Genomic DNA, 13,612 nt, shown 5'->3' with positions numbered 1-13,612 from the left:
AAGTTAGATCTTCTGCTGAACAGGTTGAATACTTGGCTGAATTAGTAGCTAAATACCCAATTATTTCTATCGAAGACGGAATGGATGAGAATGACTGGGATGGATGGAAATTGCTTACAGAAAAAATTGGAGATAAAGTACAATTGGTAGGTGATGATTTATTTGTTACTAACGTTGAACGCTTATCGACAGGAATTGAAAAAGGAATTGCCAATTCTATTTTAGTAAAAGTAAATCAAATTGGTACTTTAACCGAAACAATTGCAGCTGTGAATATGGCTAAAAATGCAGGTTATACTTCAGTAATGTCTCATCGTTCCGGAGAAACTGAAGATAACACAATTGCTGATTTAGCTGTAGCCTTAAATTGTGGTCAGATTAAAACGGGTTCTGCTTCACGTTCTGATCGTATGGCAAAATATAACCAGTTATTAAGAATTGAGGAAGAACTTGGAAGTACAGCTTACTTTCCAGGATTAAATGCTTTCAAAATCAAATAAATATAACATTTATATTGTAGAATTAAACCATTCGTAATTTTCGGATGGTTTTTTTTTGGAGTTTTAACAAATTCATAGCAGTATTCCTTTTTTAATTAGTCTTAAATTCCTTAGATTTGATAAATTATTATTTTAAAGATTTATTTCCGATATATTATGTCAAAAATAGCTACATTAGAAGTAGATGGTCAAAAAATTGAACTTCCGGTAATTACAGGAAGTGAAAATGAATCAGCTATCGATATTAACAAATTACGTGATTTAACAGGGATTATTACAATTGATCCGGGTTATAAAAATTCGGGTTCCTGTAAAAGTGAAATCACTTTCTTAGACGGTGAATTAGGTATTTTACGTTACAGAGGATACTCAATCGAAGATTTAGCTGAAAAAGCAAGTTTTTTAGAAACCTCTTTTCTTCTAATTTTTGGAGAATTACCTAATGCTCAGGAATTAGAGCAATTTGAAAATGATATTAAAAAGCATTCTTTGGTAAACGAAGAAATGAAAAATATTATTGATGGTTTTCCAAAAACTGCTCATCCAATGGGCGTTTTGTCAGCATTAACAAGTGCTTTGACTGCTTTTAACCCAAAAGCGGTAAACGTTGAGAATGAAAAAGAAATGTATGATGCTATTTGTAAAACGATGGCCAAGTTTCTTGTAATCGCTACCTGGACCTACAGAAAATCTATGGGCTATCCATTAAACTATTATGATAATACAAAAGGTTATGTAGAAAATTTTATGCAATTGATGTTTCAATTGCCAACTGGTCCTTACAAAGCAAACCCAGTTGTTATTGATGCATTAGATAAATTATTTATCCTTCATGCAGATCACGAACAAAACTGTTCTACATCTACAGTAAGAATGGTCGGATCTTCTCATGCTGGTTTGTTTGCTTCTATTTCTGCAGGAGTTTCTGCACTTTGGGGTCCACTTCATGGTGGGGCTAATCAGGCAGTTCTTGAAATGTTAGAAGAAATTAATAAAGATGGTGGTGATACCGATAAATTTTTAGCAAAAGCAAAAGATAAAAACGATCCTTTCCGTTTAATGGGATTTGGTCACAGAGTTTATAAAAATTTCGATCCGAGAGCTAAGATTATAAAAAAAGCAGCCAAAGAAGTATTGGAAACTTTAGGTGTTGAAGATCCGATTTTAGAAATTGCTAAAAAATTAGAAGCTGCAGCTTTAGAAGATGAGTACTTCAAGTCAAGAAATTTATATCCGAATGTTGATTTCTATTCTGGAATTATTTACAGAGCCTTGGGAATTCCTACTGATATGTTTACTGTAATGTTTGCTATTGGAAGATTGCCGGGATGGATTGCACAATGGAAAGAAATGCGTGAAAATAAAGAACCAATTGGAAGACCAAGACAAATTTATACTGGACATCCTTTGAGAGATTTTAAGTCAAATAAATAAAATGAAAGCTTCACTTAAATGTGAAGCTTTTTTTATATTTGCAACAAAATCTAACATGTATGTTACAATTAAATATTAAGAACGAAACCTCAAGATTACGAGCTGTGATTTTGGGTTCTGCCTTTCACAATGGGCCAACGCCTGTTGCAGAAGAGGCTTATGATCCCAAATCATTGGAGCATATTAAAGCAGGAACTTACCCTGTTGAAAAAGATATGGTTACAGAAATGGATGCCTTTAATAAGGTGTTTCAAAAATATGATGTAACTGTTTATCGTCCTGAAATAATTGAGAATTATAATCAGATTTTTGCAAGGGATATTGGCTTTGTAATTGATAATTTTTTTATTAAATCTAATATTTTACCCGATCGTGAACGTGAATTAGATGCTATTCAATATGTTGTCGATCAGATTGATTCGCTAAAAGTCATTCGTCCGCCAGAAGAAGTTCATATAGAAGGAGGAGACATAATGCTTTGGAATGATCATATTTTTATTGGAACTTATAAAGGAAGCGACTACAAAGATTATATTACTGCAAGAACCAATATTCAGGGTGTGAATTTTATCAAAGAATTATTTCCAAATAAAATTGTCAAAGAATTTGATTTAGTTAAATCTAAGATAGAAGCCCGTGATAATGCTTTGCATCTGGATTGCTGTTTTCAGCCAGTTGGAAAAAGCAAAGGAATCATTTATAAAAGAGGTTTTCGAGAAGAAGCAGATTATATGTATTTAGTGAATCTTTTCGGAAAAGAGAATTTATTTCATATTGGAAGAAACGAAATGTATAATATGTTTTCTAATGTGTTTTCAATTGATGAAAATGTAGTTGTTTCTGAGAAAAATTTTACCAGATTAAATAATTGGTTGCGTTCGAATGGTTTTATAGTAGAAGAAATTCCATATGGTGAAATTGCCAAACAAGAAGGATTGTTACGATGTTCCACCTTACCATTAATTAGAGATTAATTTTATATCTGAAAATATGAAACAAACGACAAATGCAGTAGTTATGATTCGGCCAGTTGCTTTTAGAATGAATGAGCAAACAGCAATTAATAATTATTATCAAAAAGTATTAGACGGGCTTTTGCCTAGTACAGTAAATGCCAAAGCACAACAAGAGTTTGATGTTTTTGTTGAAAAATTAAGAGCAGTCGGAATTGATGTAACGGTTGTTGAAGACACTTTAGAAACAGATACTCCTGATAGTATTTTTCCAAACAATTGGATTTCATTCCATGAAAATGGTGAAGTGGCTCTTTATCCAATGTTTGCACAAAATCGTCGTCAGGAACGTCGGGAAGATATTTTGGATATCCTAGAAGAAAAAGGTTTTGAGATTAATAATATAATGGATTATACCAGTGCAGAAGATGACGGTTTTTTTTTAGAAGGAACTGGAAGTTTGCTTTTAGACAGAACCAATACAAAAGCATATTGTGCCTTGTCTCCTCGTGCAGATGAAGAATTGTTTATTGAATTTTGCGAAGATTTTGACTATGCTCCGGTAATTTTTGAGGCATTTCAGACTGTAGATGGAGAGCGTAAGTTAATATATCATACGAATGTGATGATGTGTGTGGGAGAGACTTTTGCTGTTATCTGTGCGGATTGCATTGATGATAAGAAAGAACGCAAAATGGTTCTGGAAAATTTAAAAGCAGATAAAAAGGAAATTATATTAATTACAGAAGCTCAAGTAAATAATTTTGCAGGTAATATGTTAGAAGTTCGAGGTCAAAATAATAAAAAATATATTATCATGAGTGCTTCAGCTCATCAAAGCTTAACTCCTAAACAAATTGAGCAATTAGAAAAGCATGCTGAAATATTGAGTTCAAGTCTGGATACAATTGAAGCTTGCGGAGGAGGAAGTGCAAGATGCATGATTGCCGAGGTTTTTTTACCAAGAAATTAAGAGATTTATAGACAAAAAAGGGGTAAACTGCGATGTTTTATCCCTTTTTGTTGGCTAAATGATCTACATCAGGTTTCCCTTTATAATATTAATAATTGAGCTTACAATATATTGTATTCCAATTGAGATGACAATAAATCCAACTATTCTCGAAATTGCCACAATTCCGGAGGCACCTAATATTCTGGCAAGATAGTGTGCGCTTTTAAGAATAGCGAAAATGACAATTGCAATTGCTAAAATAGCTAAGCTTGATATGATGATTTCGTTTAATTGATGATGTTCCTGATAAAAAGCAATTAATAAAGAAATTGACCCAGGGCCAGCCAACATTGGAATAGCCAAAGGTGTTAATGCAATATCATTTCTTTGTTGTGCATCAGTTTCAATTTTTTTATTGATTCCTCGTTTTTTATTGAATTTTCCGGAAAGTAATGAAAATCCCGAATTAACAATAACTATCCCACCAGCAATTCTTAAAGCATCAATGCTGATTCCGAAAAAAGTCAAAACATATTGGCCTATGAAATAAGAAACCATCAATATGATGAAGACATTTATCGCAGTCCATAACGAAATTCTGGAACGTTCTTTTTTAGAGTCATCATGCGTTAATCCAACAAAAATAGGGACAGTACCAATTGGATTTAAAACGGAGAAAAGAGCAGCAAATAAGTATATAAATAAATCCATATTGATTTGTTAAAAACGTAAAAATAGTCAAAATTTAATATTCTGCTCCAAATTGATGTTATGATATTATTTTATCTTATCATCCCTTCATCAACTATACCGAGAAATTAATGCTTTTTTTGATTACTTTTGTAGTATATTCAAAAATAATGAAAAATAAAAAAACCTTAGTTCTGGGTGCTACAACAAAACCAGATCGTTACGCTTTTAGAGCAATAAATATGTTAGTTGACAAGGGACATACGGTTTTGGCTATTGGTCAAAACACAGGTGAAGTAGCTGGTGTGAAAATTTATACAAAAGCCATTCCTGTAAAAAATATAGATACTGTAACTTTGTATTTAAATCCTGTTCGTCAGCGCGATTACTATAATTATATTATTGAGGCTCAACCAAAAAGAGTTATTTTTAATCCGGGAACGGAAAACCCGGAGTTATACCAACTATTAGATTTGAATAATATAAAGGCAGAAGTTGCTTGTACCTTAGTTTTACTCGCTACCAATCAGTATTAATTTTAAGGAGCTATTTCCAGCTATCCACTATATCTTTTTCTGGCTGGTATAAGCCAGAAAAAGGATGCCGTTACTATCTGGGCTACACCTAAAAACAACCATTAAAAGTATTACTTTTGTATCATGGAATTTTCATCAAAACTAATAGAAAAGGCAGTTGGCGAAATGTCTCAGTTACCAGGTATTGGTAAACGTACAGCATTGAGGCTTGTTTTGCATTTGTTAAAGCAGCCAAAGGAACAAACTGGTTTTTTATCTCAGGCGCTTATGAATATGCGTGAGGATATTAAATTTTGCGAAAATTGCCATAATATTTCCGATACAAAAGTTTGCGAAATTTGTTCAAATTCATCCAGAAATCATCAGACGATATGTGTTGTTGAAGATATTCGGGATGTTATGGCTATAGAAAATACAGGACAATATAAAGGTGTTTATCATGTTTTAGGAGGTAAGATTTCGCCAATTGAAGGAGTTGGTCCAAGTCAGTTAAATATCTTGACCTTAGTAGAGAAAGTTAAATCAGGAAAAATAATAGAAATTATTTTTGCACTAAGTTCCACAATGGAGGGAGATACTACAAATTTTTATATTTACAAACAAATAGCTGACTCTCACATTATAATTTCAACGATTGCCAGAGGAATATCTGTTGGAGATGAATTAGAATATGCTGATGAAGTGACACTGGGAAGAAGTATTTTGCATCGTGTTCCCTTTGAAAAAACTTTTAAAAATAATTAAAAACGTATGCAGGTGATGTTTTCTAAAAATTTAAGGAAAAGTTACATTTGCTCATAAAATTTTGAAAATGACAAAAAAAGCTCTTTACATATTACTATCAATGAGTACTTTGTTTACTTCGTGTATACCTGTAAAAGATTTAGTGTATTTACAAGATAAGGGAACTTCAAATAATCAGACAACAGTATCATCTGTAGAATCAAAACCTTACAGGTTGCAAGTAAATGATATATTGAGTGTTGATATAAAGGCAATAGACCCGAAATTGGTTAGTATTTTTAGTTCCTCACAAAATTCCTCATCTGGTACAAGTATTAATAAATCAGAATCAGGATTGTATTTTGAAGGTTTTACTGTAGATGATCACGGTAATATCAGGATGCCAATTTTAGGTGATATAAATGTCATTGGATATACCCTTGAAGAAGTGCGAATTAAAATTGAAAAAAAATTACTTGAAGAATATTTTAAGGCCGAAGCTAATATATTTATTACTGTAAAATTAGCTGGTTTTAGATATACGATAAATGGAGAAGTTGGCAGTACCGGAACAAAAACATTGTTTCAGGAACATGTAAATATTATGGAAGCAATAGCTAATGCCGGCGACATTACTACAGTTGGTAATAGAAAAGCAGTAACTGTAATAAGGCAGACTCCTACAGGTGTGCAAATGAACGACATCGACCTTACTGATGTCAATGTGATGAAATCACCTTATTATTATCTACAGCCAAATGATTATGTTTATGTAAAACCATTGAAACAAAAGACTTGGGGTACTGGTCAGACAGGAATTCAATCAATAGGTACAATTATTACCTTGTTATCTTTAGCAACAACGGTTTATTTATTATTGAAAAATTAAAATTAAGTAATAAGATGTTAGATATAAAAGATTTTTCAATTTTTGAAAACCATAAAAGCTTTGATTTTAAAGGTTTTATGGTTAAGATCGGAGGTTACTGGAAATTATTTTTAATAAGTTTAATTATTGCATTTACAATTGCTTATCAGATAAATATAAGAAAAGAAAAGATCTATGCAATGCAAACTTTAATTTCTGTTAAAGAACAAAGCAATCCTTTTTTTACATCTAATACAAGTTTGGTTTTTAACTGGGGTGGGGTTTCAGATCAGGTAACAGGTATTTCGACAATTTTGCAATCCAGATCCCATAACGAAATGGTTGTCGATAAATTACAATATTATATTGATTATCTTGAGCAAGGCAACTATAATATGGTTGATGCTTATGGTGCAACTCCTTTTTATATCAATATTTATAAATCGAAACCTCAGTTAGCAGGTTCTTTGATTGGGATTAAATTTATAAGCGAAGATGAATATGAAATAAAAATACCTTTTGAAAATAATTCTGTTTCATTACTTACTTATTCGGATAACAGTTATAGTCAGACAGCTGTTGAACCTATTGACTTTGTAAAAAAATATAAAGTAGGAAAACAAGTTTCATTACCTTTTTTGAATTGGAAGGTTGAAATAAAAGACAATCCCGGTTTTTATATTGGAAAAGAATATTCTATTAGATTCAATGATTTTAATGGTACAGTATCTCGTTACAGAGGAATTAATATTGATTCTGAAACAGGAGGATCTATTCTTACACTATCATTGCAGGGCACAAACAAAGCAAGAATGGTAGAATATTTAAATTCGACTGTAAAAATGCTTATAAAAATGCAGTTGGATAGTAAAAACCTTTTTGCAACCAATACAATCAATTTTATTGATAGCACACTTGTTGCTATGGAGTCGCAATTGAAAGAAACAGGTAATGAATTAAAAACATTTAGAAAAGGCAAAAATGTATATGATATTGAACAGGGCGGTGAAAAGTTTTCTGAAAAAATTTCAAACTTTGACGTGGAAAAGGATGAAATTACACGAAAAATCGCCTATTATAATTCGTTAAAATCATATCTTAAAAGCAGTGTAGATTACTCAAAATTGCCTGCCCCATCCGTTGCTGGTATTGGAGATCCTAATATTGTTGTAAATGTTTCTAAGCTTATTGCTCTTTCAACTCAAAGATCTGAAATGTCTTATGCTGTAAAAAGTGATAAAATTTTTAAGGATTTTGATAATCAAATGATGGCTATCAAAAATGTTTTATTAGAAAACATTGCTACTGCCAAATCTTCTTTACAATATGATTTAGCATTAATTAGCGGTAAAATTGGCGAAGTTGAAAGTACTATAAAAAAACTTCCAGAAGAGCAGCAAGAACTTTTAAAAATTAAAAGAAAATATGATTTAACGGATAATATTTATAGTTCATTTCTACAAAAACGAAATGAAGCCGATATTGTAAAAGCTTCTAACTTATCAGATATATATATTATAGATTCGGCTAAAGATATTGGGGGAGGATTGATAGGACCAAAAACTTCAGTCAATTATGTATTGGCATTATTTTTAGGAATTTTAATCCCTTTAATTATCGTTTTCATCCTTTTCTTTATTAATAATTCCATTCAGAATACTGATGATATTAGTAATTTAACACAAATTCCTTTAATAGGCGTTGTGGGTATCAATAAAGAAAAATCAAATTTAGCTGTTTTCGATAAACCGAAATCCCCATTGTCTGAAGCTTTTAGGGCTATACGATCGTCTTTGCAGTTTTTATATAAGAAACAACAACTTGAAGGAGCAAAAACATTAATGATTACTTCTTCAATTAGTGGTGAAGGAAAAACATTTTGCTCTATTAATATTGCGACGGTATTCGCATTAAGCGAAAAAAGGACTGTTGTAGTTGGTCTGGATTTACGAAAGCCAAAATTAGCCGAAGAATTTGATTTAATCAATCAATATGGTGTTGTGAACTATTTAATAAAACAAAAAAGCCTTGCAGAAATTACAAATAAAACTAAAATTCCATATTTAGATGTTATACTTTCAGGACCAATTCCTCCAAATCCTTCAGAATTAATTATTGGAGAAACAATGAAAGAGTTCATTGACGAACTTAAAGTAACTTACGACTATATCATACTCGATACACCTCCTGTCGGACTTGTCTCTGATGCATTAGAATTGATTCAGTATAGCGATGTTACACTGTATGTGGTAAGACAAAATTATACTAAAAAGGAAATGATTATGTTATTAAACAATCGTGTAAAAAGAGGTGAACTAAATAATGTAAGTATTGTATTGAATGGCTTTGAAAATAAAGCAAAATATGGATCTGCCTATGGATATGGTTACGGTTATGGAGCATATGCTAACGGATATCATGAAGAAGAAATAAAAGGAGGATTTGTAAAATCTATTTTTAGTAAATTCAATAAAAAATAAAATAGATGAAAACACCCATTCAAAATACGATATTAATAACTGGAGGGGCAGGATTTATTGGATCTAACTTATGCGAATATTTTTTAAACAAGGAGCAAAAAGTAATTTGCCTGGATAATTTTTCAACAGGTCATCATCACAATTTAGAAGGTTTTACTGATAATCCAAATTTTAAATTAATAGAAGGTGATATTCGAAATATAAACGATTGTAATTTAGCTGTAAAAGGTGTTGATTATGTGCTGCATCAGGCTGCATTGGGTTCGGTGCCCAGATCTATTAATGATCCGGTCACTACAAATGAGGTAAATGTTTCTGGTTTTTTAAATATGTTAGTAGCATCACGTGATGCAAAAGTCAAACGTTTTATTTATGCAGCGAGTTCCTCTACATATGGAGATTCTGAAGGATTGCCTAAAGTTGAAGAAGTAATAGGAAAGCCATTATCGCCCTATGCAATCACAAAATATGTAAATGAATTGTATGCAGAAATTTTCAGTAAAACATATGGACTTGAAACAATAGGGCTTCGTTATTTTAATGTTTTTGGAAGAAAACAGGATCCAAACGGTGCATATGCTGCTGTAATTCCAAAATTTGTCATGCAGCTTATCAACTATGAAAGCCCGGTGATAAATGGAGATGGAAATTATTCAAGGGATTTTACTTATATAGATAATGTAATTCAGATGAATGCATTGGCAATCTCAAGTGAGAACCCTGATGCTATTAATACTGTTTACAATACAGCATTTGGAGATAGGAATACATTAAAGGATTTGGTTGGATATTTGAAACAATATTTGAAAGAGTTTGATTCAAAAATTGCTGATGTTCCAATAGTTTATGGTTCTAACAGGGCAGGAGATATTCCGCATTCATTGGCAAGTATTGAAAAAGCAAAAAAATTATTAGGCTATATTCCTGAATACTCATTGAAAACAGGATTAAAAGAGGCAGTACATTGGTACTGGAATAATTTAAAATAAAGTTAATTGAAAATATATTAAATGGAAATTACAAAAATTTGCTGTATTGGAGCAGGATATGTTGGTGGTCCAACAATGGCAGTTATTGCACAAAAATGTCCACATATACAAGTTACAGTTGTCGATTTAAACCAAGATAGAATCAACGCTTGGAATGATCCGAATACAGATAATATTCCAATTTATGAACCGGGTCTTTCAGAAATTGTAGCACAGGCAAGAGGTAAGAATCTTTTTTTTTCAACCGATGTTGAGAAAGCTATTGATGACGCTCAAATTATTTTTATTTCTGTAAACACCCCTACCAAAACTTATGGTAAAGGCAAAGGAATGGCTGCTGATTTAAAATATATTGAATTATGTGCCAGACAAATTGCAAAAGTGGCCAGAGAAAATAAAATTGTTGTCGAAAAATCAACATTGCCTGTAAGAACTGCTGAAGCCATAAAAAGTATTTTAGACAATACCGGAAATGGAGTTCAATTCCAGATTCTTTCAAATCCGGAATTTTTAGCTGAAGGTACAGCGGTCACTGACTTATTAAATCCAGACAGAATTTTAATTGGTGGTGATACTACTTTAGAGGGCGAAGCGGCTATTAATGCTTTAGTAGATGTTTATTCAAATTGGGTAAGCAGGGATAAAATTTTGACAACTAATGTTTGGTCTTCAGAATTGTCTAAACTTACAGCAAATGCATTTTTGGCTCAACGTATATCTTCTATTAATGCGATGTCAGAATTATGTGAGAAAACGGGAGCTAATGTTAATGAAGTTGCTCGTGCAATTGGAATGGATAGTAGAATTGGTCCTAAATTTTTAAAAGCATCTGTAGGTTTTGGCGGCTCTTGTTTTCAAAAAGATATTTTAAACTTGGTGTATATAGCAAAAACTTATGGATTAAATGAAGTTGCTGATTATTGGGAGCAGGTAATCATTATGAATGATCATCAAAAAAGAAGATTTTCAAATAAAATTGTCCAAACACTCTATAACACTGTTGCTGATAAAAAAATAACATTTTTAGGATGGGCATTTAAAAAAGATACAAATGATACCCGTGAATCTGCCGCTATATATGTTGCAGATGATTTAATTAATGAAAGAGCAAAAATTTCTGTTTATGATCCTAAAGTCTCAAGGAATAAAATGTTGAATGATCTGGATTATTTAGAAACAAGAGGCACTGCAGAGAATGCGGATGCTATTTTTACTTTTGAAAACGCTTATGAAGCCTGCAATAAATCACATGCAATTGCTGTTCTTACAGAATGGGATGAGTTTATAGGTTATGATTGGAAAAGAATATACGACTCAATGCAGAAGCCGGCTTTTATTTTTGACGGGAGGAATATATTAAACGCGAATGAATTGGAATCAATTGGATTTATTTATCAAGGTATAGGTTCTTAAATGTAAATCAAATGAATTGGTACGTTGTTTATACAAAACCTAAATGGGAAAAAAAAGTAGCTGAAAAATTAAATCAAATGGGTATTGAGTGTTATTGCCCAGTAATTACACAAATAAAACAATGGTCCGATAGAAAAAAGAAAGTGGAAGTACCACTTTTTAATTCTTATATTTTTGTTCAATTACCAGATGCTGGAAGGAATTCGGTATTTCAGGTTGTCGGTGTTATTCGATATTTATTTTGGCTCGGAAAGCCTGCTATTGTTAGGAATGAGGAAATTGAAATAATAAAAAAAAGCATTTTAGATATAAATATTTGCGATGTTATGGTTTTGCCTTATAAAAAAGGTGACAGGATAAAATTAGAAACAGGCGTGTTTTCTAATCAGGATGCCATAATTCAGGAAATCTCAAAGACACATTATATATTGGTTTTAGAATCCTTAGGATGTGTTTTAAAAATAAAATATAAGAAAGATCCTTTTTAAAACGAAGTTAGGATATATAAATTTTTAGAAACAAAAGGTTACTAATTTTTGGTGACTTTTTGTTTTTATTTTTTTTAGTACGAATCTCATTATTTGTTGACTTTTAGATGCTTAAATTTTTTTAACGATTTTTAGGTTTTTTTAAATGGATAAATTTTTTGAGAGTTGATTAAATTGACTTATTGTGCTATATTTGCCGAAATTCAATTCTACATTATTCATGTCATTATGTGACTTTGAATGGCGGAGCCGTACAATATGATAAACGAGATTAAGGAAAAATATGAATAATAACATAAAAATAGCTGTAATAGGGTTAGGTTATGTTGGTTTGCCTTTGGCTCGTTTGTTTGCTACAAAATATGCTGTATCAGGTTTTGATATTAATCAGGCAAGAGTAACAGGTTTAAAATCAGGTTCAGATAGCACTCTGGAAGTCGAAGATAATGTTCTGCAAAAAGTATTGGTTGATACTCCGTATCAAAAAGGATTATTTTGTACTTCAGATGTAAATGATATAGCCAATTGTAATTATTTTATAGTAACAGTTCCTACTCCAGTAGATAAAAACAACCGTCCAGATTTAACGCCTTTATATAAATCCAGCGAAACTATTGGGAAAATATTAAAAAAAAATGATATTGTTATTTATGAATCAACGGTTTATCCCGGTGTGACGGAAGAACAATGTGTGCCTGTTTTAGAAAAAACATCAGGATTGAAATTTAATGAAGATTTTTTTGCGGGTTACTCTCCTGAAAGAATTAATCCAGGAGATAAAGAACATACTGTTGAAAAAATTCTTAAAATAACTTCCGGTTCAACTATGGAAACTGGATTAAAAGTAGATGAACTTTATAAATCAGTTATAACAGCAGGAACATATCTAGCACCAACTATAAAAGTTGCTGAAGCAGCTAAAGTAATCGAAAATTCACAAAGGGATATAAATATTGCTTTTGTAAATGAATTAGCTAAGATATTCAATCTAATGAATATTGATACTCAAGAGGTTTTAAAGGCAGCAGCAACAAAATGGAATTTTCTTCCTTTTAAGCCTGGTTTAGTTGGAGGACATTGCATTGGTGTTGATCCCTATTATTTAGCACAACGAGCTCAGGAATTTGGATATCATCCTGAAATAATTTTAGCTGGGCGTCGTTTGAATGATAGCATGGGTGAATATGTTGCCTCTCAAATTGTTAAATTAATGATTAAAAAAGGAATTTCTGTAAATAAGGCAGAGGTTTTAATGCTTGGAATTACATTTAAAGAAAATTGTCCGGATGTAAGAAATACCAAAATAGTAGATGTTATAAAAGCATTAAGGGAATATGGAATTTTGGTTACCATTTTTGATCCTATTGCTAATGTGGAAGATGTAAAAAATGAATATAATTTAATAACAATTAAGTCTGTTCCAAATAATAAATTTGACGCAATAATTTTAGGAGTTGCACATTCAGAATTTTTAAAATTAAATTTCTCTGAGTTGCAAAAAACAAATAGTTTAATTTATGATGTAAAGGGAGTTTTAGGTGCTATAGCTGATAATAGGCTATAGTTCTTAGAAACCCCATTTT

At 31.5% G+C, this 13,612-nt stretch carries 12 protein-coding genes and 1 pseudogene; 12 read left to right on the top strand and 1 reads right to left on the bottom strand.

Translation table 11 applies throughout. The annotated features are described in order from the left end of the window. The 4 genes and pseudogenes from eno to ABI657_RS01585 form a co-directional block, all read left to right on the top strand. A pseudogene (gene eno, locus ABI657_RS01600) lies at positions 1-500 on the top strand (phosphopyruvate hydratase); the annotation flags it as partial. Positions 501-656: 156 nt separating this feature from the next. Beyond that, on the top strand, positions 657-1,934 hold the full coding sequence (locus ABI657_RS01595) for a citrate synthase (protein WP_348095483.1): 1,278 nt from the start codon (positions 657-659) through the stop codon (positions 1,932-1,934). A gap of 59 nt (positions 1,935-1,993) precedes the next feature. Further along, positions 1,994-2,908, top strand: a complete 915-nt coding sequence (locus tag ABI657_RS01590) for an arginine deiminase family protein (RefSeq protein WP_348095482.1) — start codon at positions 1,994-1,996, stop codon at positions 2,906-2,908. 16 nt (positions 2,909-2,924) lie between these two features. Beyond that, the gene (locus ABI657_RS01585; RefSeq protein ID WP_348095481.1) at positions 2,925-3,860 is read left to right on the top strand and encodes an arginine deiminase-related protein; all 936 of its coding nucleotides are present in this window, start codon (positions 2,925-2,927) and stop codon (positions 3,858-3,860) included. Between the two features lie 63 nt (positions 3,861-3,923). Here the strand turns inward: ABI657_RS01585 and ABI657_RS01580 are convergent, their stop codons facing one another. Then, positions 3,924-4,553, bottom strand: coding sequence for a MarC family NAAT transporter (locus tag ABI657_RS01580; protein WP_348095480.1), 630 nt, complete (start codon positions 4,551-4,553; stop codon positions 3,924-3,926). A gap of 149 nt (positions 4,554-4,702) precedes the next feature. Here ABI657_RS01580 and ABI657_RS01575 point away from each other — a divergent pair, with 149 nt between their 5' ends. The 8 genes from ABI657_RS01575 to ABI657_RS01540 all read left to right on the top strand — a co-directional run bounded on the left by ABI657_RS01575 (position 4,703) and on the right by ABI657_RS01540 (position 13,593). After that, positions 4,703-5,068 carry a CoA-binding protein gene (locus tag ABI657_RS01575; protein ID WP_348095479.1) on the top strand — a complete coding sequence of 122 codons (366 nt, stop codon included), beginning with the start codon at positions 4,703-4,705 and terminating at the stop codon, positions 5,066-5,068. A 123-nt stretch (positions 5,069-5,191) separates the two neighbouring features. Further along, the gene (recR, locus tag ABI657_RS01570) at positions 5,192-5,812 is read left to right on the top strand and encodes a recombination mediator RecR (protein ID WP_348095478.1); all 621 of its coding nucleotides are present in this window, start codon (positions 5,192-5,194) and stop codon (positions 5,810-5,812) included. A gap of 67 nt (positions 5,813-5,879) precedes the next feature. Then, positions 5,880-6,680 carry a polysaccharide biosynthesis/export family protein gene (locus tag ABI657_RS01565; RefSeq protein ID WP_348095477.1) on the top strand — a complete coding sequence of 267 codons (801 nt, stop codon included), beginning with the start codon at positions 5,880-5,882 and terminating at the stop codon, positions 6,678-6,680. A 14-nt stretch (positions 6,681-6,694) separates the two neighbouring features. Then, positions 6,695-9,139, top strand: coding sequence for a polysaccharide biosynthesis tyrosine autokinase (locus ABI657_RS01560; protein ID WP_348095476.1), 2,445 nt, complete (start codon positions 6,695-6,697; stop codon positions 9,137-9,139). A gap of 5 nt (positions 9,140-9,144) precedes the next feature. Next, the gene (locus tag ABI657_RS01555; protein ID WP_348095475.1) at positions 9,145-10,128 is read left to right on the top strand and encodes an SDR family oxidoreductase; all 984 of its coding nucleotides are present in this window, start codon (positions 9,145-9,147) and stop codon (positions 10,126-10,128) included. 21 nt (positions 10,129-10,149) lie between these two features. After that, positions 10,150-11,541 carry a UDP-glucose 6-dehydrogenase gene (locus ABI657_RS01550; protein ID WP_348095474.1) on the top strand — a complete coding sequence of 464 codons (1,392 nt, stop codon included), beginning with the start codon at positions 10,150-10,152 and terminating at the stop codon, positions 11,539-11,541. An 11-nt stretch (positions 11,542-11,552) separates the two neighbouring features. Next, positions 11,553-12,029, top strand: coding sequence for a UpxY family transcription antiterminator (locus ABI657_RS01545; RefSeq protein ID WP_348095473.1), 477 nt, complete (start codon positions 11,553-11,555; stop codon positions 12,027-12,029). Between the two features lie 283 nt (positions 12,030-12,312). Beyond that, positions 12,313-13,593: a nucleotide sugar dehydrogenase gene (locus ABI657_RS01540; RefSeq protein ID WP_348095472.1), complete on the top strand. Its 1,281-nt coding sequence runs from the start codon at positions 12,313-12,315 to the stop codon at positions 13,591-13,593. Positions 13,594-13,612 lie beyond the last annotated feature (19 nt).

This window comes from Flavobacterium sp., from assembly GCF_039930565.1.
Classification (GTDB): Bacteria; Bacteroidota; Bacteroidia; order Flavobacteriales; family Flavobacteriaceae; genus Flavobacterium.
This window is presented reverse-complemented; position numbering and strand designations above follow the sequence as displayed.

Bases quoted from the DNA above. Each gene is read 5' to 3' on its own strand.
- ABI657_RS01545 (WP_348095473.1), top strand. From the start codon at position 11,553: ATGAATTGGTACGTTGTTTATACAAAACCTAAATGGGAAAAAAAAGTA.
- ABI657_RS01590 (WP_348095482.1), top strand. From the start codon at position 1,994: ATGTTACAATTAAATATTAAGAACGAAACCTCAAGATTACGAGCTGTG.
- ABI657_RS01565 (WP_348095477.1), top strand. From the start codon at position 5,880: ATGACAAAAAAAGCTCTTTACATATTACTATCAATGAGTACTTTGTTT.
- ABI657_RS01575 (WP_348095479.1), top strand. From the start codon at position 4,703: ATGAAAAATAAAAAAACCTTAGTTCTGGGTGCTACAACAAAACCAGAT.
- ABI657_RS01595 (WP_348095483.1), top strand. From the start codon at position 657: ATGTCAAAAATAGCTACATTAGAAGTAGATGGTCAAAAAATTGAACTT.
- ABI657_RS01585 (WP_348095481.1), top strand. From the start codon at position 2,925: ATGAAACAAACGACAAATGCAGTAGTTATGATTCGGCCAGTTGCTTTT.
- ABI657_RS01550 (WP_348095474.1), top strand. From the start codon at position 10,150: ATGGAAATTACAAAAATTTGCTGTATTGGAGCAGGATATGTTGGTGGT.
- recR (WP_348095478.1), top strand. From the start codon at position 5,192: ATGGAATTTTCATCAAAACTAATAGAAAAGGCAGTTGGCGAAATGTCT.
- ABI657_RS01580 (WP_348095480.1), bottom strand. From the start codon at position 4,553: ATGGATTTATTTATATACTTATTTGCTGCTCTTTTCTCCGTTTTAAAT.
- ABI657_RS01560 (WP_348095476.1), top strand. From the start codon at position 6,695: ATGTTAGATATAAAAGATTTTTCAATTTTTGAAAACCATAAAAGCTTT.
- ABI657_RS01540 (WP_348095472.1), top strand. From the start codon at position 12,313: ATGAATAATAACATAAAAATAGCTGTAATAGGGTTAGGTTATGTTGGT.
- ABI657_RS01555 (WP_348095475.1), top strand. From the start codon at position 9,145: ATGAAAACACCCATTCAAAATACGATATTAATAACTGGAGGGGCAGGA.